The 17,026-nt window shown below is 60.6% G+C and carries 19 protein-coding genes; 9 read left to right on the forward strand and 10 right to left on the reverse strand.

Translation table 11 applies throughout. The features are described 5' to 3' along the window. Positions 1-99: 99 nt before the first annotated feature. Positions 100-564: a hypothetical protein gene (locus ACCD02_RS23600; RefSeq protein WP_413307270.1), complete on the forward strand. Its 465-nt coding sequence runs from the start codon at positions 100-102 to the stop codon at positions 562-564. Here the strand turns inward: ACCD02_RS23600 and ACCD02_RS23605 are convergent. Next, complete coding sequence (locus ACCD02_RS23605) at positions 550-1,170, reverse strand: GNAT family N-acetyltransferase (RefSeq protein ID WP_413307274.1); 621 nt, start codon at positions 1,168-1,170, stop codon at positions 550-552. The genes ACCD02_RS23600 and ACCD02_RS23605 overlap by 15 nt on opposite strands. Before the next feature lie 131 nt (positions 1,171-1,301). Between ACCD02_RS23605 and ACCD02_RS23610 the strand changes: the two genes are divergently transcribed. Next, on the forward strand, positions 1,302-2,045 hold the full coding sequence (locus ACCD02_RS23610; RefSeq protein ID WP_413307277.1) for an MBL fold metallo-hydrolase: 744 nt from the start codon (positions 1,302-1,304) through the stop codon (positions 2,043-2,045). Between the two features lie 112 nt (positions 2,046-2,157). Here the strand turns inward: ACCD02_RS23610 and ACCD02_RS23615 are convergent, their stop codons facing one another. The 3 genes from ACCD02_RS23615 to tauA all read right to left on the reverse strand — a co-directional run bounded on the left by ACCD02_RS23615 (position 2,158) and on the right by tauA (position 4,857). Continuing rightward, on the reverse strand, positions 2,158-2,694 hold the full coding sequence (locus ACCD02_RS23615; protein WP_413307280.1) for a Bro-N domain-containing protein: 537 nt from the start codon (positions 2,692-2,694) through the stop codon (positions 2,158-2,160). A 325-nt stretch (positions 2,695-3,019) separates the two neighbouring features. Further along, positions 3,020-3,868, reverse strand: coding sequence for a taurine dioxygenase (gene tauD / locus ACCD02_RS23620; protein ID WP_413307283.1), 849 nt, complete (start codon positions 3,866-3,868; stop codon positions 3,020-3,022). 2 nt (positions 3,869-3,870) lie between these two features. Then, positions 3,871-4,857, reverse strand: coding sequence for a taurine ABC transporter substrate-binding protein (gene tauA / locus ACCD02_RS23625; RefSeq protein WP_413307286.1), 987 nt, complete (start codon positions 4,855-4,857; stop codon positions 3,871-3,873). A 275-nt stretch (positions 4,858-5,132) separates the two neighbouring features. On the opposite strand from tauA, the gene yghU reads away from it, so the two are divergent. Then, positions 5,133-5,972: a glutathione-dependent disulfide-bond oxidoreductase gene (gene yghU / locus ACCD02_RS23630; protein WP_413307288.1), complete on the forward strand. Its 840-nt coding sequence runs from the start codon at positions 5,133-5,135 to the stop codon at positions 5,970-5,972. 154 nt (positions 5,973-6,126) lie between these two features. Here yghU and ACCD02_RS23635 read toward each other — a convergent pair whose 3' ends face one another. Then, positions 6,127-7,026, reverse strand: a complete 900-nt coding sequence (locus ACCD02_RS23635; RefSeq protein WP_413307291.1) for a polysaccharide deacetylase family protein — start codon at positions 7,024-7,026, stop codon at positions 6,127-6,129. A gap of 414 nt (positions 7,027-7,440) precedes the next feature. On the opposite strand from ACCD02_RS23635, the gene ACCD02_RS23640 reads away from it, so the two are divergent. Continuing rightward, the gene (locus ACCD02_RS23640; RefSeq protein ID WP_413307294.1) at positions 7,441-9,144 is read left to right on the forward strand and encodes an amidase; all 1,704 of its coding nucleotides are present in this window, start codon (positions 7,441-7,443) and stop codon (positions 9,142-9,144) included. Between the two features lie 159 nt (positions 9,145-9,303). Here the strand turns inward: ACCD02_RS23640 and ACCD02_RS23645 are convergent, their stop codons facing one another. Next, positions 9,304-10,167, reverse strand: coding sequence for an aldo/keto reductase family oxidoreductase (locus ACCD02_RS23645; RefSeq protein ID WP_413307296.1), 864 nt, complete (start codon positions 10,165-10,167; stop codon positions 9,304-9,306). Positions 10,168-10,266: 99 nt separating this feature from the next. On the opposite strand from ACCD02_RS23645, the gene ACCD02_RS23650 reads away from it, so the two are divergent. Continuing rightward, a complete protein-coding gene (locus tag ACCD02_RS23650; RefSeq protein WP_413307299.1) occupies positions 10,267-11,184 on the forward strand; it encodes a LysR family transcriptional regulator in 918 nt (305 codons plus the stop codon). A 95-nt stretch (positions 11,185-11,279) separates the two neighbouring features. On the opposite strand, the gene ACCD02_RS23655 is transcribed toward ACCD02_RS23650, so the two are convergent. After that, positions 11,280-12,206 (reverse strand): LysR substrate-binding domain-containing protein, encoded by a 927-nt coding sequence (locus ACCD02_RS23655; RefSeq protein WP_413307302.1) that lies wholly within the window; start codon positions 12,204-12,206, stop codon positions 11,280-11,282. Between the two features lie 131 nt (positions 12,207-12,337). Between ACCD02_RS23655 and ACCD02_RS23660 the strand changes: the two genes are divergently transcribed. After that, positions 12,338-12,742, forward strand: a complete 405-nt coding sequence (locus ACCD02_RS23660) for a RidA family protein (protein ID WP_413307305.1) — start codon at positions 12,338-12,340, stop codon at positions 12,740-12,742. Between the two features lie 3 nt (positions 12,743-12,745). Here the strand turns inward: ACCD02_RS23660 and ACCD02_RS23665 are convergent, their stop codons facing one another. After that, positions 12,746-13,639 carry a LysR family transcriptional regulator gene (locus ACCD02_RS23665; protein ID WP_413307308.1) on the reverse strand — a complete coding sequence of 298 codons (894 nt, stop codon included), beginning with the start codon at positions 13,637-13,639 and terminating at the stop codon, positions 12,746-12,748. A gap of 100 nt (positions 13,640-13,739) precedes the next feature. On the opposite strand from ACCD02_RS23665, the gene ACCD02_RS23670 reads away from it, so the two are divergent. Both ACCD02_RS23670 and ACCD02_RS23675 read left to right on the forward strand, forming a co-directional pair. Continuing rightward, positions 13,740-14,180 (forward strand): GFA family protein, encoded by a 441-nt coding sequence (locus tag ACCD02_RS23670; protein ID WP_413307311.1) that lies wholly within the window; start codon positions 13,740-13,742, stop codon positions 14,178-14,180. A gap of 12 nt (positions 14,181-14,192) precedes the next feature. After that, positions 14,193-14,642 carry a GFA family protein gene (locus tag ACCD02_RS23675; RefSeq protein WP_413307314.1) on the forward strand — a complete coding sequence of 150 codons (450 nt, stop codon included), beginning with the start codon at positions 14,193-14,195 and terminating at the stop codon, positions 14,640-14,642. Here the strand turns inward: ACCD02_RS23675 and ACCD02_RS23680 are convergent. Both ACCD02_RS23680 and ACCD02_RS23685 read right to left on the reverse strand, forming a co-directional pair. Continuing rightward, positions 14,603-15,166 (reverse strand): GNAT family N-acetyltransferase, encoded by a 564-nt coding sequence (locus ACCD02_RS23680; RefSeq protein WP_413307428.1) that lies wholly within the window; start codon positions 15,164-15,166, stop codon positions 14,603-14,605. The genes ACCD02_RS23675 and ACCD02_RS23680 overlap by 40 nt on opposite strands. A gap of 454 nt (positions 15,167-15,620) precedes the next feature. Beyond that, positions 15,621-16,061 carry a hotdog fold domain-containing protein gene (locus ACCD02_RS23685; RefSeq protein ID WP_413307316.1) on the reverse strand — a complete coding sequence of 147 codons (441 nt, stop codon included), beginning with the start codon at positions 16,059-16,061 and terminating at the stop codon, positions 15,621-15,623. A gap of 142 nt (positions 16,062-16,203) precedes the next feature. On the opposite strand from ACCD02_RS23685, the gene ACCD02_RS23690 reads away from it, so the two are divergent. Continuing rightward, entirely contained in the window at positions 16,204-16,821 is a 618-nt protein-coding gene (locus tag ACCD02_RS23690; RefSeq protein WP_413307319.1) for a TetR/AcrR family transcriptional regulator, read from the forward strand. The last annotated feature ends 205 nt before the right edge of the window (positions 16,822-17,026 follow it).

Here is a 17,026-nt window from a genome sequence, read left to right on the forward strand (position 1 = left end):
GCCGCACGGTCAGTAGGCAACGACACCGAGGTGACAAACGGAAGCTAACGCTTTTCAATATTATGCCGATCAACATATAAAACCAACGGACTGTGAATCATGATTAACCTGCTGACCCAGAACACCCCTCTCGCTGCCACTATCGCCCCCTCGCTTTTGACCACCAAAAGTGCAGTCTCCAGCACCGACACAGCGCCTCCATCTCCCCCAAAAAGCCTCGAAGTCAGCCTCTCACCGGAAGCGACGAAAAAAGCCGCCGAAGAGAAAAAGCGCAATGCCGATATTGATGCCTCCCCCCTCCCCGATGGCATCAAGGACTCACTGAAAGCGATTCGCGAAATTCAACAAAAAATCGCCGAGAAGCTTGAGGAACTGACCAAGCTGGCGTCTGATAAAAGTCTGAATGCAGAGACGAGGGAAAAGCGTAACAAGCAGCTTCAGATCGAAATCAGCTCCCTGACCAGCGCCTTGTCGACCGCCGAATCGGCACTCAACAAGGCCATGAGCGCGCAGAATCTTTCCGCCGATGATCGCAAACTGGCTCATGGATTAATTGGCAAATAAAGACGGCGCTTTTCCCGCCAATTTGCTCTCCAGTCCGGCTTTAACCCGTGCCCATTCGTCATCGATGATGCTGAAGCGCACCGAATTGCGCTTGCGCCCGTCCGGCATGATGCGTTCATGACGCACGATGCCCTCTTGGGTGGCACCGATACGCAGGATCGCCGCCCGGGATTTTTCATTCAGCTCATCGGTAGTGAACTGCACGCGCACGCAGTTCATCACCTCGAAGGCGTAGGTCAGTAACAGGAGCTTGGCTTCGGTATTGACCCCGGAACGTTGCGCCGACCTGGCCAGCCAGGTGTGGCCGATTTCCAGCTTGCGATTGAGACGGTCAACTTTCCAGAACCGGGTACTGCCCAATGGCGTGCCGGTTTCGCGATGGATGATCATAAAAGGCATGACCGTACCGGCCTGGGCGCCTTGCAGTGCGGTGGCCAGGTACTTGTCCACCGTGCTCGGCCCGGGAATCACCGTGACCGTCATATCCCAGAGCTGCCCATCGGCAGCGGCAGCCAACAGAATCAGGGCGTCATCGGCGCGCAGTGGGCGCAATTCGATGGTCGGACCGACCAGCGTCGGGACGTCGAACGGGGTTTTATCGTGCATGATGGGTAGGTCCGGCGCAAGAGAAGTCAGATGAGTGATGGCCCCCTTACAGGGCCAGAGCCAATCAGACGTTAAACTGGCTTGAATCACGCATACAGTAGTAACCATTGATAGACCAATCAAGGTGCACCATGCCCGACAATCCATTGCTCTGGTACGAACGACGCGACGTCGGCGACGGCATCACGCAATTCTCCCAGCCGCATATTCATCGCTACTTCGCCGCCAACTTTTTCCACCTGCGCGGGCGTGATGCCGACCTGATCATCGATTTCGGCATGGGCTTGCAGCCTTTGCGGCCGTTGCTCGACGTTCTGCCTGGCAAACCCTTGATTGCCCTGGCCACCCATATCCATGCCGACCATATCGGCGCCTTTCACGAGTTCGAAACCCGTCTCGGCCACCCTCGCGAAGCTGAGGCCTTTGCCCAAATGACCGACGAGGACACCCTGGCCCGGATTTTCCGTGAGTTGCCCAACGCCGTGACTCAACTGCCCTACCCCGGCTGGACGCCCGGGCACTATCAAATCATTCCCGCCCCCCTGACCCGGCAAGTGGATGAAGGTGACGTGATTGACCTGGGAGATCGGCAACTGCACGTGCTGCATTTACCCGGCCACTCCCACGGCTCCATCGCCCTGCTGGAGCAGGAGCACGGCATTCTGTTCAGCGGCGACGTGATCTATCGCGGCGGGCTGGTGGATGACCTGCCGTGCTCGGACAAGGTGATTTATCGCCGGTCCATGGAGCGCCTGTTGAACCTGGAAATCCGCGTGGGCCATGGCGGGCACGGGCCGAGTATGGATCAGGCGCAGATGCACGAAATTGCCCGGGGGTATCTGCAGGGTTCAGTGGCCATGGCGACCGCCGGGTAGGTCGCGACGCCGTTGGAGCCGGGCTTGCCCGCGAATGGCTCGACGCGGTATGCCTGTTGCCGCGTGGTGTCCGGTTCGCGGGCCAGCCTCGCCCCAACGAAGACTTATGGCGTTATATCTGCAAAAACCCAGACGCCCGTTTCCACCACGGCCGATGCCGTTCCAGGCTCTGACGGGTCTCATGCAGCAGCACATTGGGCATATCGCGCAAGCGAATCCAGGGTTCGTTCTGCCAGTGCAGCAGGCTCAGGGAGGCGCCGGCCCAGTCCAGCAGGCCCTGGGTCGGGCGCTCGCTATGGCCCAGGTGGTTAGCGTCGCGCAGGGTGGGCGCGACGTTCTGAGTCAGCCATTCGCGCACCTGCCGGGTATGGACACCGGCGTGATAGACCAGCAGCGCATAGGCGCCGGACTCGCTGACCATCAGGGTATCGCCCAGCTTGTCCAGGGGCAGGACGCGGTGCTGGTCCGGGTCGAGCTTGCGCAGTCCGCGCTCGTCCAGGGAATAGCCCATCAATCGGCCCAGATCATAGGCGCGCAGCCAGACTTCGTTTTCCAGCAAGAGCGCGTAAAGGCGGCGGTGGTTGTGGGTGAATACGGTGGGCGTATGGCAAGGATCGTCAATGAATCCGGTCGTTATTGTCTTGTTCATGAATGAAACCGATAAAATTGAAATCAGCCACTCACTTGTCGCCAAACAAATAGGGTGGCAGCTATGCGCAGGTTGGCGAACCGGTACCAGTCAACCCGGTAGACCCGAAGGTCTCCCGCGCATAGCCACCATAAACCGGGTAATACATAATTATGCACCCGTTACGATGGTAAGTTGACTGGTCCGGATCGCCAAATCCAGAGCTGAATATTCAGCAGGCCGGGAGGTTAATTGTCGATTTTTCATGAGGCAAGCGGGGAAATGTAACCTCGTGACACTGATGGATTGGCTGGGGCCGGCTCCTACAGGGGGAACGCATTCCAACTCACGCCGTTGCGTCGTATACCGGCACATCCCCAAGAATCGTCGCCCGATGCATCACCCGACGCTGCGGCCGATAGTCATCCACCGCATAGTGCTGGGTAATGCGGTTATCCCAGAACGCCACATCGTTGGTCTGCCACTGCCAGCGGACGGTGAATTCAGGGCGACTGATATGGTTGAACAGCAGCGCCAGGATCGTCTCGCTTTCCCGTGGGCTCAGTTCGTTAATGCGGGTAGTGAAACCCTCGTTGACGAACAGCCCCTTGCGCCCGCTGACCGGGTGGGTGCGGATCACCGGATGGGACAGCGGCGGATGATCGGCCTTGGCCTTTTCATAGCGCAGCACCTCTTCCGGGGTGCTGGCAAAGCGGTCGATGGGGAACGACTTGACCAGTTCATGGGTCGCCGTCAGCCCTTGCAGCAGACTCTGCATGGCCGGGGACAGCGCCTCGAAAGCCGCCGAACTGCTCGACCACAAGGTATCGCCACCATAGGCCGGGACGACTTTCGCCGCCAGGATGCTGCCCATGGCCGGGGCCGCGAGGAAGGTCACGTCAGTGTGCCAGATGGCGTTGTCGCGCAGGTCGGTCAGGGCAGTGTCGATCAGCAGCAGATCCGGCGCCTGCTCGACACTCGGGTAGATCGGATGCCGGTGCAGGCCACCGAAGCACGAAGCGAAGCCCACGTGCTCGGCGGGGGTCAGGTTCTGATTACGGAAGAACAGCACCTGATGGGCCAGCAAGGCCTGTTCGATCGTCTGCTGATCGTGATCGCTCAAGGGCTGGGTCAAGTCGATGCCAGTAATCTGGGCACCGAGCGCCGGGCTGACCGGCAGGACGCTTACAGTCATGCTTACTCCCCGATGAACTTGTCGCTGACGTAGGACGAATAGTCCGGCAGTACGCTTTCGATCTTGCCCTGTTCCTTGAGGAATTCTGAGGTATTGGCAATGGCCGTAACCGTACCGCCGCCCAAGAGCGCTGGGGATTTCTGCTCGGCTGCGGTAGGAAAATGCGAACCGTCCAGCAGCTCAGGGACATCGGCGGCGTTGGCACCGGTAAAGCGCGCGATGGTTTTCACTGGTGCGGAATCTGCGGTCCATTCACTGCGGTGGGCGGTGTAGTCGGCGATAGCGGCGAGGCTGACCTTGGCGAACCTGGCCACTACTTCAGGGTGTTTCTCGGCGAAGTCCTTGCGCGCGACCCACACTTCGAACGTCGGCGAACCCCAGTCGGACACCTGCCCGGCGTCGGTCAGAATCTTGCCGCTCTTGCGAATTTCGCCCAGGGCGGGCGACCAGGTGAAGGCGCCGTCGATATCACCACGCTTCCAGGCGGCGGTGATCTGCAGCGGCGTCAGGTTGACGATATTGACCTTGCGCGGGTCGATATTCCAATGCTTGAGCGCGCCGAGCAGGCTGTAGTGAGAGGTGGAAACAAAAGGCACGGCGATCTTCTTGCCGATCAGGTCCTGAGGATTGACGATGCCGCTGCCATCACGCACCACCAGGGCTTCGGAACTACGGATCTGCGAGGTGACGATAAAGGCCACCAAGGGCATCTTGCGCGACGCCGCTGCCGCCAGGGGGCTGGAACCGAGGTTGCCGATCTGCACATCACCCGATGCCATGGCCGCCAGGACCGCCGGACCTGCATCGAACTGACGCCAGTCGATTTTCGTACCAATGGCCTTTTCGTACTCGCCATCGGCAATAGCGCGTTTGACCGGGTCGATACCGGTGATATAGCCGATAGTCAAATCGGCGGCCTGCCCGACCAGGGAAAAAGCAATAAAACCCAATGCGACGCTAACCTGTGCAATCCAGTTCTTTTTAGTCATTTTCAAGAGATGCCTTGGCAGTCAATACACGGCGAATCGAAGTCGAGCCACGCCGGAAAGCCAAGCATAAAGTTCTATTAATTCGATTTTAAATACCGTTTAGGAATTAGCTTAGGCTGCGCCGCACACTAGTCACCGGCCATCGGAGTGGGCGATGATAGCCACCCTTTTGCGCCTGAATGGTCGGGTGGGCAATCGTCAATCGGCAGACAGGCCGAACTCAAAGCATCCCCCCGCGGTCCAGGATCCATAGAGCAGACAACGAGGTTCACCCCATGAGCAACGCCCCCTATGTCCCGCCCAAGGTCTGGAAGAACGAGGCGCCGTCCGGAGGTTCCTTCGCCAGTATCAACCGCCCGGTCGCCGGTCCTACCCATGACAAGGTCCTGCCGGTCGGCAAGCAGCCCTTTCAGCTGTACTCCCTGGCCACGCCCAACGGCATCAAGGTCACCATTTTGCTGGAAGAACTGCTGGCACTGGGTCACAGCGCAGCCGAGTACGATGCCTGGCTGATCCGCATCGGTGAGGGCGATCAATTCTCCAGCGGCTTTGTCGAGATCAACCCCAACTCGAAGATCCCGGCCTTGCTGGACCGCAGCGTAGAGCCACCGGTGCGTGTATTCGAATCCGGTTCGATCCTGCTGTACCTCGCGGAAAAATTCGGCGAATTCCTGCCCGCCGACCCGGCCGGGCGCACCGAGACCCTGAACTGGCTGTTCTGGCAGATGGGCGCGGCACCTTATCTGGGCGGTGGCTTCGGGCATTTCTATGCCTATGCGCCGGAAAAGATCGAGTACGCGATCAACCGTTTTGCCATGGAAGCCAAGCGCCAACTGGACGTGTTGGAGCGTCGCCTTGGTGAAAGCAAGTACCTGGCTGGCGACAGCTACACCATCGCGGATATAGCGGTCTGGTCGTGGTATGGCCAACTGGCCCTGGGCACCCTGTACTCGGCGGCCGAGTTCCTCGCTGTCGACGAATACACCCACGTGCAGCGCTGGGCGAAAGACATCGCCGAGCGTCCGGCAGTGATTCGCGGCAAGCGGGTCAACCGGACCTGGGGTGATGAAGCAACCCAGGTACCGGAGCGGCATTCGGCGGCTGATCTGGACTGAAGCTCTCCAGCTGAGCAGGGTCTCGTGGGAGCGAATTCATTCGCGAAAGCGGTAGTTCAGACGATAAAAATGCGTTGGATGTACTGGCCTATTCGCGAATGAATTCGCTCCCACAGATCCACCTCCCAGTCTGATGATTGCTTTGCACCGAATCTCAATGCGAATCCCCATCCCACCACCAGCCCCAGAAGCCCGGTAACTCCACGGCCTGGGCGCTGTTCTGTACCGTTCGTGCCATGGCCGCGCGCAGCAGCGCGTCAGTGTCGTCGTAAAACGGTTTGTCGGCGGTCTTGACCCCGGTCTCACGGGCACTGTCCATGAGGATCTGCAGATACTCCTGCATATGCCGGGCACTGTAGCGATTGAGATCGTGAAAGGTCACCACCACCGGAATCACGCCATCGACCACCGGCATCTCCCCCGCCGCTATTCGCTCGCGAACTTCAGCCAGGTGCTTGAGCAGATTGGCCCGTCGTTGCGGGCTGCCGTTAAAGCCCCAGATCTTGCCGTCATTGGCGCTCAGGTCGGTCAACAGCACATGCATGCCATGACGCTGGTACGCCGCGAACGTGGCCTTGTCGTAGTTCCAGAACGGCGGACGCAACAGCACCGGCAGCGCCCCGGTGATGGCCGCAATATCGCCGCTGCCATCAACCAGCGACTGCTCCAGCACTTCAGGGCTCAGGGAGCGGTGATTGGTGTGCCAGGGCGTAGCGGTATGGAAGCCGAGGATGTGGCCTTCGGCATGCTCACGACGCATGACCCCGCGACCAATATCGCTATCTCCGGCCCTGGGCGCACGGGTCTGCACGAAGAATACTGCCTTGATCCCCGGTTCTATCGGGTTGTGGGCCAGGTCATCAAGCACCGACAGCGACGGGTTCCAGAAGCTGGAAGCACTGGGACCATCGTCAAAGGTCAGCAGAAAGCGAATCGGCGGCTGCGTCTGCAAGCGTTGCGCAGTCTGCGGCGTCAGCGCCAGCGGTGGCCCGATACAACCGCTCAGGCTCGCGGCAAGGGCGAGTCCGGATAAAAAAGTCAGGATGGCTTTCAAGGGTCTGGATAAGTCTGAAGGGGCAAAACAGGACCAAGATGAATTCATGTCGCCGGGCAGCAGGCAGGCATTGAGTCAGCATCTCATCAATGGAGTGGCACTTGCTCCTTGCCCCTGCCGTTCAGCCGGGGACCACTGCGGCGGGGAATGTAACAGAAAATTTCAATGAATTCCCCCGCTTGCACAGCAGCTGCCGATGGCTGTGCAAGCGCTGTATCCGTCGGCCCCATCGGCAACGCCTGCAAACCTCGGGCAATTTGAAAAACCACGTTAATTCGGAGGAGGCTTGGTGTTAAATACACGCCTCAGACGACAAGACCAGGCTCTGTCGCATCATTGCCGTGCAACGAGAATTGCCATGAACCGCCATCTCAACAACAGTGACGCCCTCCTCTGGCTCAAAGGGGCAAACGCATGATCGAAGTCACCGAGGTATCCATTGCCCAACTGCGGGCCGCACTGGAATCCGGCCAGGCCACGGCGGTCGAGCTGGTGCAGGCCTATCAGGCGCGGATCGCCGCCTACGATGGCGCAGACAGCACTACAGCGCTGAATGCGCTGGTCGTGCACAATCCCGAGGCCTTGAACGAAGCCCGCGCCTCCGATGCCCGCCGGGCAAAAGGCGAAACGCTGGGCCCCCTCGATGGCATTCCCTATACGGCCAAGGACAGTTATCTGGTCAAGGGCCTGACCGCCGCCTCGGGCAGCCCGGCCTTTGCCAACCTGATCGCTTATCGCGATGCTTTCACTATCGAGCGCCTGCGCGCTGCCGGAGCCATCTGCCTGGGCAAGACCAATATGCCGCCCATGGCCAACGGCGGCATGCAGCGCGGGGTCTATGGTCGCGCCGAAAGCCCGTATAACGCCGATTACCTCACCGCGCCTTTCGCTTCGGGTTCGTCCAATGGTGCGGGCACGGCGACAGCGGCCAGTTTCGCCGCCTTCGGCCTGGCCGAGGAAACCTGGTCCAGCGGCCGCGGCCCCGCGTCGAACAACGGCCTGTGCGCCTACACTCCCTCGCGCGGGGTGATCTCGGTGCGTGGGAACTGGCCCCTGACCCCGACCATGGACGTGGTGGTGCCCTTTGCCCGGACCATGGCCGACCTGCTGGAAGTGCTCGATATTGTCGTTGCCGAAGACCCGGACACCCGTGGCGATCTGTGGCGCATGCAGCCCTGGGTGCCCATCCCGAGCGTCGCCTCGGTGCGCCCGGAGTCCTATGCAGCCCTTGCGTCGGGCGCAGGGTCATTGGCTGGCAAACGCCTGGGCGTGCCACGCATGTATATCAATGCCGACCCTGATGCGGGCACCTCCGACAGCCCCGGCATTGGCGGCCCGACCGGTCAGCGCATCAATACCCGGCCATCGGTGATCGAGCTCTGGAAAGCCGCGCGCCAGGCCCTGGAAGCTGCCGGTGCCGAAGTGATTGAAGTGGACTTCCCCCTGGTCTCCAACTGCGAAGGCGATCGCCCTGGCGCGCCGACGGTGTTCAATCGCGGCCTGGTGTCCAAGGAGTTCCTGCACCATGAGCTGTGGGACCTGACCGCCTGGGCCTTTGATGATTTCCTTCAGGCCAATGGCGACCCGGCCTTGAATCGCCTGGTCGACGTCGACGGCCCGCTGATCTTCCCCCACGACCCCGGCACCCTGCCCAACCGCGAGGGTGATCTGGCGGCGGGTATGGACGAATACGTACGCATGGCCGAGCGCGGCATTACCCCTTGGGATCAGATCAGCACAGTGCCCGACGGCCTGCGCGGCCTGGAGCAGACCCGGCGTCTCGATCTGGAAGAGTGGATGGACAGGCTGGGGCTCGACGCGGTGCTGTTCCCTACCGTCGCCGACGTCGGACCGGCCAATGCCGATATCGACCCGCAGTCGGCGGATATCGCCTGGAGCAACGGTGTCTGGGTGGCCAACGGCAACCTTGCCATCCGTCATCTGGGTGTGCCCACCGTCACCGTGCCCATGGGCGTGATGGCCGATATCGGCATGCCGGTGGGCCTGACCTTTGCCGGTCGCGCCTACGACGACTCGACGTTGCTGCGCCTGGCTTCAGCCTTCGAAGCGACCGGATCCAGGCGCATGATTCCGCCGCGTACCCCGCCGTTGGTGTAACGCAGAACTTTTTCGACCACAATGACCTGAATTGAAATGATTTTCTGTAGGAGCTGCCGAAGGCTGCGATAGCGGTGTAACAGGTAGAACCATTCGCAGCCTTCGGCAGCTCCTACAGGATCGTATTCCAATCCAGACAATCAGGTTGCTTAACCGCGCTTAAGCCAACGCATCCAGCTCAGCCAACAACGCCGGCGCAATCACCAACTCGCTGGCACTGAGGTTCTCCTGCAAATGCGCCACAGAAGACGTCCCCGGAATCAGCAGGATATTGGGTGCCCGCTGCAGCAGCCAGGCCAGCGCCACACGTAGCGGTGAAGCGCCCAGGCGCGCTGCGACACTGGACAGCACGTCCGATTGCAATGGCGTAAATCCACCCAACGGAAAGAACGGTACATAAGCGATGCCCTGCCGCCCAAGGTCGGCGATCAGCGCTTCGTCAACCCGATGGGACAGGTTGTAGTGGTTCTGCACGCAGACAATCTCAGCGATGCCCTGGGCTTCCTTGACCTGGGCGGCGGTGACGTTACTCACCCCCAGATGCCGGATCAGACCCTGGCGCTGCAATTCGGCCAGGTGGCTGAAAGGCGCTTCGATGGACTCTTCGCCCGGCGAATGCATATTGCCCCACGCCCGGAAATTCACCACTTCCAGCACATCCAGGCCGAGATTGCGAAGGTTGTCGTGTACGGCGGCGGTCAGCTCGGCCTGGCTTAGTGCCGGGCTCCACGAAGCGTCGGCGCCGCGTTTGGCGCCGATCTTGGTCACAATCAGCAAATCGTCGCTGTAAGGATGCAGGGCTTCACGGATCAACTGATTGGTGACATGGGGGCCGTAAAAGTCGGACGTGTCGATATGATTGACGCCATTGGCCACCGCCTCACGCAGTACGGCAAGGGCAGCCTTGGGGTCTTTCGGCGGCCCGAATACGCCGGGGCCAGCCAGCTGCATGGCACCGTAGCCCATGCGGTTGACGCTGCGCTCGCCCAGTTGAAAAGTACCTGCCTGACTGGCATTGCTCATCTCGTATCCCTCATCAAATATGTGTGGACCCACTATAGGTCTTGACCATTGCCTTGATAATCAAGTGCAATCGGCACAGGTCGTACGGGATAGCGAACAATGGCGACAGATATTCAGGATTTGCTGGCCTTCGTGGCCGTGGTCAATGCCGGTGGTTTTCGCGAAGGCTCACGGGTGAGCGGCAAATCGGCATCCAGTCTCAGTGACGCCGTGCGGCGCATGGAAGCGCGCCTGGGCGTACGGCTGCTTAACCGCACCACCCGCAGCGTTGCTCCGACGCAAGCCGGGGCGCGGCTGATGGAGCGTATCGTGCCGGCCTTGGGTGAAGTCGAGGCTGCACTGGATGTGGTCAACGACTTTCGGGATCGGCCCTCGGGCACCCTGAGGCTGAATGTGCCGGTCAGCGCCGCACGCCTGGTACTGCCATCGATCATCACACCGTTCCTTAACACCTACCCTGATATCCGCCTGGAAATTGTTACCGAGGAGAGCTTCGTCGATATGCTCGCCGCCGGTTGCGATGCCGGTATCCGTTACGACGAACGCCTTGAGCAGGACATGATTGCCGTCCCTATAGGCCCGAGAACGCAACGCTTTACCACCGCCGCCTCCCCCGCCTACCTCAACGCCCGGGGTCGCCCCGAGCATCCTCGCGATCTGCTCCAGCACGCCTGCCTGCGCGGCAAGTTTCCCAGCGGTTCCACCCCGTTGTGGGAATATGAGCGTGACGGCGAGACGGTCAAGGTCGACCCGGGCGGCCCCCTGACCGTGCGCATCGGTGGAGCCATGGACCTGGCGGTGCAGGCGGCAGTGGATGGCCTGGGGATTGTCTTTCTGTTCGAAGACTGGTTGCAGCCATACCTGGACAGCGGCGCCCTGGAAGCCGTGCTGCAACCCTGGCAACTGAGCTTCAGCGGGCCGTTTCTCTACTATCCGGGCCGCCGCTACCTGCCATCGCCGTTGCGGGCGTTTATTGATTTCATCAAGGCCAATGAGAACAATACTCCCTCTGAATGACTCTGTTTTGTGGAAGATTCTATGTTTGCTGTAAAGCCAGAGCAGCCCCTTCGCGGATGAATTCGCTCCCAAGCCATTCAGGTGGTGCTTCACCATCAGGCATGCCCAGGCTCGACAACCGGCCCATGCACCGCCATCAACCCGGCGATCCACTCAATAAACACCCGCAGCTTGAGGCTGATATGCCGATTGGGCGGGAACGCCACGTACAGCGGCATCGACTCCAGCTGCCAATCCTCGAACAACGCCACCAACTCACCCCGTGCCAGATGCTCCCGGGCCATGTAGTCCGGCAGCCAAAGCACGCCCATCCCGGCCAGCCCTGCCGCCAGATAGGCATTACCATCGTCCACCGCCAGTATGTGCCGCCCATGAATATTCAGGCTTTCGCCGTTGCGCTGCATGGCATAGGGCAGCGCCTTGCCGGTGCGGGCCCAGAGGTAGCCGACGATGCGGTGATGGGAGTCTTCCAGCTCGCGCGGATGCAGCGGCGTACCGGCCCGTTGCAGATAAGCGGGCGCTGCGTACACCCTCAGTTGCAGGTCACCGATACGCCGGGCCATCAGTGACTGATCGGTGATTTCACCGCCACGCACCACGCAATCGACGTTCTCGCCGATCAGATCGACCATGCGGTCGCTGACGCCCATATCCAGCTGGATATCCGGGTAGCGGGCATGAAACTCCGGCAACGCCGGCATCAGAATCATCCGCGCCAGGGGGCTGGGCACGTCTACCCGCAAACGGCCCCGGGGCAGTGCTGCGGCAGCGGACAGGCTGGTCTCGGCATCGTCCAGATCCGCCATCAAGCGCACCACACGCTCGTAGTAGACGGCACCATCGGCGGTGACATTGACCTTGCGTGTAGTGCGATTGAGCAGGCGCACCCGCAGGCGCGCTTCCAGTTGCTGGACCAGTTGCGTCACCGTGGTCTTGCTCATGTGCAGGGTGTCGGCGGCCTTGGTGAAACTGCCGGTTTCGACAACCCGGGCAAAGGCCTGCATTGCATCAAAACGATCCATTCCCGCCTCGATTGTTTGGGATTTACAAACAGTGATGGCTACAGTTGCTCGTTTATCCCGCCCAGGCAAGCCCCTACAGTCTCTCTATCGTTAATTGCGGGCCGCAACCGGCCTGCCAATGGAGGCAGCACATGACTCATCGCGACGTGGTTTTTCCACCGGGGCGCCAGGCCTTGTACGAGCGCAATCGCTATTCACCAGCCATCCGCAGCAATGGTTTTCTGTTTGTGTCCGGGCAAGTGGGCAGCCGCGAGGACGGCTCGCCGGAGCCGGACCTTGTGCAGCAGGTGCGCCGGGCATTTACCAATCTCAGCGCCATCCTCATCGAGGCTGACTGCACCTTCGACAACGTCATCGATGTCACGGTGTTTATTGTCGACCCACAGACCCGGTTCGAGCAGATCTGGAGCGTGGTGCAGGAATTCTGGGGCGAGGCACCACACCCCACCGTGACGGCGGTGGGCGTGACCTGGCTGTACGGCTTTGACTTCGAAATCAAGGTCATCGCCAAGCTGCCCGAGGCAGAGAAAGGCTGATCATCAGGGGCTGGCGAGAAACCGGCCCAGAGACTGCGCCAAAGCATCGAACACCAACGCGATACGTCGCACGCGGCGCACGTCCTGGTGCATGGCGATCCACACATCCACGGCAAAATCGACCTGGTCCGGCAACACCCGGACCAGACCGTGCTGCTGCGCCAACTGCCTGGAACATACGCCAATCCCCAGCCCTGCCCGCAGTGCGGCGAACTGGGCCAGGTGATCGTCGGTGCGGATCAGCGTCTGTGGTGACGCACAGGCGAAACCCTGCTGGCCAAGAAACTCTATCTCCTTGAGATTGCGGTCGGGTCCGATCAATGGATATCGGCGCAGGTCCTCGGCCCCGCTCGGCGCGCCAAATTGCTCAAGCAAATCCCCGCTGGCGTACAGGCCCACCTGCAAATCGCCAACGTGACGCGTCACCACGGCGGCTTCGGTGGGTCGACGAATGCGTATCGCCACATCAGCCTCCTGCAACGCCAGCGCCTCAAGACGATTTGAAACACTGAGTTCAAGGGCCAGTTGTGGGTGCTGGCTGCGGATCCCGCGCAACATCGACGGCAACACTTCGATCCCCATCAAGCGGCCGCAGGTGATGCGCACGGTGCCTGCCGACAATCCGGACTCGGCGGATGCCGCACGGGTAAAAGCCTCGGCGGCCAGGGCCATGGACTCGACATGGCCGATCAATTCCCGGGCCATATCAGTGGGCAGCAAGCCGGCTGGCGAACGAATGAACAGACTGACCCCGACACTCTGCTCCAGCGCCTCGATACGCCTGCGGGCCGTGGCCTGGGCAATACCGAGCAGGCGCGCCGCTCCGGAAAGGCTGCCAGTACGCAGTACGGCGAGGAAAGCCCGCTGGGTCTCCCATTGCAATTGAGGGGGGTTCATACATTTCCTATGAGCCGGTGGGTTGTTTCAGGCAATTTTAATCCAACCGAAACTGTCCCATGCTTTGCCGCACTTGCACAGCCATCCAGGAACCCTCGCCATGACATTGACCGGCAAATGCCGTTGCGCCGCCATCACCTACAGCCTGGCCAGCGACGTCCCCATCGCGGTATATGCCTGCCACTGCCGCGACTGCCAGACCTGGAGCGGCAGCAGTTTCGCCCTGCACAGCCTGCTGCCCGAGGGCGCCCTGTATCTCAGCGGCCCGCTGGTTGAATATGCCTACGAAGAGAATGGCCAGCATGCCCGTCACTTCCTGTGCGGCACCTGCCATACGCGGATCTACAACACCACCTCGGCAGCGCCGGGTCTGTGGGTGGTGCGTGCAGCAACTCTGGACAACAGCCCGCAGCTGACGCCCATTGCGCATATCTGGACCCGGCACAAACAACCCTGGCTGGACCTGCCCCAAGGCGTACCCATCTGGCCCGAAAGCCCGACGCCCGAGGCATTCATGCAGGCCTTGGCCGCCGCTCGTTGAAATGAGGTGTTTATGAACAACGTATTTACCACGCAAGGGGCCTGCCGCTGCGGTCAGGTGACCTTCGCCCTCAACGCCCGGCCGGTGGTTACCATGGCCTGTCATTGCGTCGGCTGCCAGAAAATGTCCGCCAGCGCCTTCTCCCTGAGTGCGCTCTTCCCGGCCGAGAGCTTCAGGGTGACCCAAGGTGATCCGGTGGTCGGCGGCCTGCAGGGTGAGACCCGTCACTATTTCTGCCGGCACTGCATGAGCTGGCTGTTTACCCGGCCCGCTGGTGTCGATGCCTTCGTCAATGTGCGCAGCACCCTGCTGGATAATCCCGAACAGTACTCACCGCTGATGGAGACCTGGACCGTAGAGAAGCTGTCTTGGGTGACGACCGGAGCGACCCGCAGCTATCAACGCTTGCCTGATCCGCAGGATTATCCGGCGTTGATGGAGGAGTTTGCGCGGCGCTGCTGAAGCCAGGTATCGCGACGCAACTCCCAGGTTTCCTTGTCGAAGCGTCCGCCGACAAAATCACCAGCAGACGTGCCGATCAAGCGCATACCTTCGCGCTCTGAAATTCGTCGTGAGGCGCTGTTGCCCACCGCCTTGGGCACCTGCATGACGTCACGATCCAGGGTCACAAACCAGTAATGATTGATCACCTCGCACGCTTCTCGCATGTAACCCTGTCCCTGCCACTGCGGGGCCAGCCAGAAGCCGCGATGGTTGCCGGGCTGGTCGTACAGACAGATGCTGCCGATGCGCTGCTCGGGCACGGACGCCAGACTGATCATCCAGTGCCACTCCTTGCCTTGTGCTATGGCTGGCAGGGCCTGATCCCGCAAATAACGCATCGCACCATCTTCCGGATAGGGCCAGGGCACACGACTGTCGAGATAGCGCACGATGTCCCATTGAGGAAAGAGCTTCTGGATTGCGGGCGCATCCGACGCCTCCAACGGAGTGAGCAACAGGCGCGCAGTGGTGAAGGCAGGGATGCCGGTTGCCGTTTCAGCATCGGACAGGCGCTGCCTGCTGAATAGCTGCTCCAGTTGCGCCCGCTCCCACACGCTCAGAAAGCTGACCGGATCGGTGCCAAAACGCGGCCAGGCATCTATCTGGGTTGCCACTCGCCCGTCCTCGGCCCGGCATTTGGTGCAGTGATCGAGGCCCTGACCATCAAGCCCCAGCAGCAACTGCCAGCCATCGATATCGACGCTCAATGCACCGTCGACAGTTGTGCTGACAGCTCGCAGCTGGCGTACGCCCAGGGCGAGGTCCTTGAGTAACTGATAGACCTCGCGGGCGGTCAGATCCGGTTGTGGTTGAGTCATGGGGAGCGGCTTTCCTGTGGGACCGGCTTCAGCCGGGAAGACAATATGCCAGGCGATGGAAATACATCGATCATACATGAGCCTTCCGGGCTAAAACCGGTCCCGCAACAGGCAGAGATCACCCCAACTTCACATTCATGGTAATCCGCGCCGTAAATATCTTAACCCCGCCCTCATCGAAGATATCCACCGGCACCAGCTTGTCGCCACCGCTGGCCCAGTCAATCGCACTACCGTCGGCCACGGCGCGGATGCTGCTCTTGGCCTTGGCCAGATATTCCACGGTCATGCCCTTGGGAATCCATTTGCCCCCGGCCGGGATCGACACGTCGGTCATCACTCCGCCCGCCAGCTCGGCCGCGTTACACAGGGCAATCGCATGGACCGATGCCAGATGGTTGGTGATTTCCTTGCGAAACGGCACGAGCACTACCGCATGCCCGGGGGTCAGCTCGCTGACCTCGGGGTTGATGGTGCTGAAATACGGCGCCACCTGGCAGGCCATCTTGCTGAATGCTGTGGGACCGACGCTATTGAACAGCTCAAGAAACTGACTCATGGGAATGTCCTTTTGTGTGGGTTGGCCGAATACAGAATATTATTCTGTAACGGAACAATATTCTTTATTTGAAAAAACTGTCAAGCTGCCCTGCCAAGGTTTTTCCTCAACCGGTAAGCTTTCCATTTTTTGGCCAACGCCCATGCCCTCGTCCGACCTGCTTGAACGTACCTACCCTGGAAGACGCAGCGAGCTCAAACGCAGCATCCTGCGCACCGCACTGTCCTGCTTCAATGCAGTCGGCATCGAAGCGACGACCATTGAGGCGATTCGCGCCGAATGCGAAACCAGCGTAGGTGCTATCTATCACCACTTCGGCAACAAGGAAGGCCTGGTCGCTGCCTTGTTCTTCGCGGCGCTGGACGATCAGGCCGCGCTGCGCGACAGCTACCTGGAGCAGGCCACCACCGCCGAAACCGGGGTGCTGGCCCTGGTGCATAGCTATGTCGATTGGGTTGACGGGCAACCAGAATGGGCACGGTTTGTCCTGCAGGGACGTTTCGCCGTCGCCAGCGGGCCGTTCAAGGAAGAACTGAGTGAACGCAACAAACAGCGCAACAAGACACTGTTCGACTGGATGCGGGCAGAGGGGCGCAGCGAACAGTTCAGCCATATTCCTGCCGAACTGCTGCTGTCGCTGATCATTGGCCAAGCGGAAAACTACTCGCGGGCGTGGCTCTCCCAGCGGGTCAGGAACAGCCCTGCGCACTATCGGGAGATGTTGGGTAATGCAGCGTGGCGTTCGGTCAGCATGGCATGAGGGCACTTATCAAACCCAACATGACCAGCCGAATAAATGACAGGTTTGTGGGAGCGAACTGATTCGCGAAAACAGTATTTCAATCGATACACATGCGTCGGATGTACCGGTCTGTTCGCGAATGAATTCACTCCCGCAATGAGTTCCCATCCCGCCAAGGGTTAACTGCGCGCCAACTCTGAGTTTCGCCAGTAACCTTTACGCC

The sequence above is a fragment of the Pseudomonas sp. Pseusp88 genome (assembly GCF_047303955.1).
Lineage (GTDB): Bacteria > Pseudomonadota > Gammaproteobacteria > Pseudomonadales > Pseudomonadaceae > Aquipseudomonas.

What these genes read in the sequence shown, in the direction of transcription:
- ACCD02_RS23600 (WP_413307270.1), top strand. Translation starts at nt 100, where the DNA reads ATGATTAACCTGCTGACCCAGAACACCCCTCTCGCTGCCACTATCGCC.
- ACCD02_RS23605 (WP_413307274.1), bottom strand. Translation starts at nt 1,170, where the DNA reads ATGCACGATAAAACCCCGTTCGACGTCCCGACGCTGGTCGGTCCGACC.
- ACCD02_RS23610 (WP_413307277.1), top strand. Translation starts at nt 1,302, where the DNA reads ATGCCCGACAATCCATTGCTCTGGTACGAACGACGCGACGTCGGCGAC.
- ACCD02_RS23615 (WP_413307280.1), bottom strand. Translation starts at nt 2,694, where the DNA reads ATGAACAAGACAATAACGACCGGATTCATTGACGATCCTTGCCATACG.
- tauD (WP_413307283.1), bottom strand. Translation starts at nt 3,868, where the DNA reads ATGACTGTAAGCGTCCTGCCGGTCAGCCCGGCGCTCGGTGCCCAGATT.
- tauA (WP_413307286.1), bottom strand. Translation starts at nt 4,857, where the DNA reads ATGACTAAAAAGAACTGGATTGCACAGGTTAGCGTCGCATTGGGTTTT.
- yghU (WP_413307288.1), top strand. Translation starts at nt 5,133, where the DNA reads ATGAGCAACGCCCCCTATGTCCCGCCCAAGGTCTGGAAGAACGAGGCG.
- ACCD02_RS23640 (WP_413307294.1), top strand. Translation starts at nt 7,441, where the DNA reads ATGATCGAAGTCACCGAGGTATCCATTGCCCAACTGCGGGCCGCACTG.
- ACCD02_RS23645 (WP_413307296.1), bottom strand. Translation starts at nt 10,167, where the DNA reads ATGAGCAATGCCAGTCAGGCAGGTACTTTTCAACTGGGCGAGCGCAGC.
- ACCD02_RS23650 (WP_413307299.1), top strand. Translation starts at nt 10,267, where the DNA reads ATGGCGACAGATATTCAGGATTTGCTGGCCTTCGTGGCCGTGGTCAAT.
- ACCD02_RS23655 (WP_413307302.1), bottom strand. Translation starts at nt 12,206, where the DNA reads ATGGATCGTTTTGATGCAATGCAGGCCTTTGCCCGGGTTGTCGAAACC.
- ACCD02_RS23660 (WP_413307305.1), top strand. Translation starts at nt 12,338, where the DNA reads ATGACTCATCGCGACGTGGTTTTTCCACCGGGGCGCCAGGCCTTGTAC.
- ACCD02_RS23665 (WP_413307308.1), bottom strand. Translation starts at nt 13,639, where the DNA reads ATGAACCCCCCTCAATTGCAATGGGAGACCCAGCGGGCTTTCCTCGCC.
- ACCD02_RS23670 (WP_413307311.1), top strand. Translation starts at nt 13,740, where the DNA reads ATGACATTGACCGGCAAATGCCGTTGCGCCGCCATCACCTACAGCCTG.
- ACCD02_RS23675 (WP_413307314.1), top strand. Translation starts at nt 14,193, where the DNA reads ATGAACAACGTATTTACCACGCAAGGGGCCTGCCGCTGCGGTCAGGTG.
- ACCD02_RS23685 (WP_413307316.1), bottom strand. Translation starts at nt 16,061, where the DNA reads ATGAGTCAGTTTCTTGAGCTGTTCAATAGCGTCGGTCCCACAGCATTC.
- ACCD02_RS23690 (WP_413307319.1), top strand. Translation starts at nt 16,204, where the DNA reads ATGCCCTCGTCCGACCTGCTTGAACGTACCTACCCTGGAAGACGCAGC.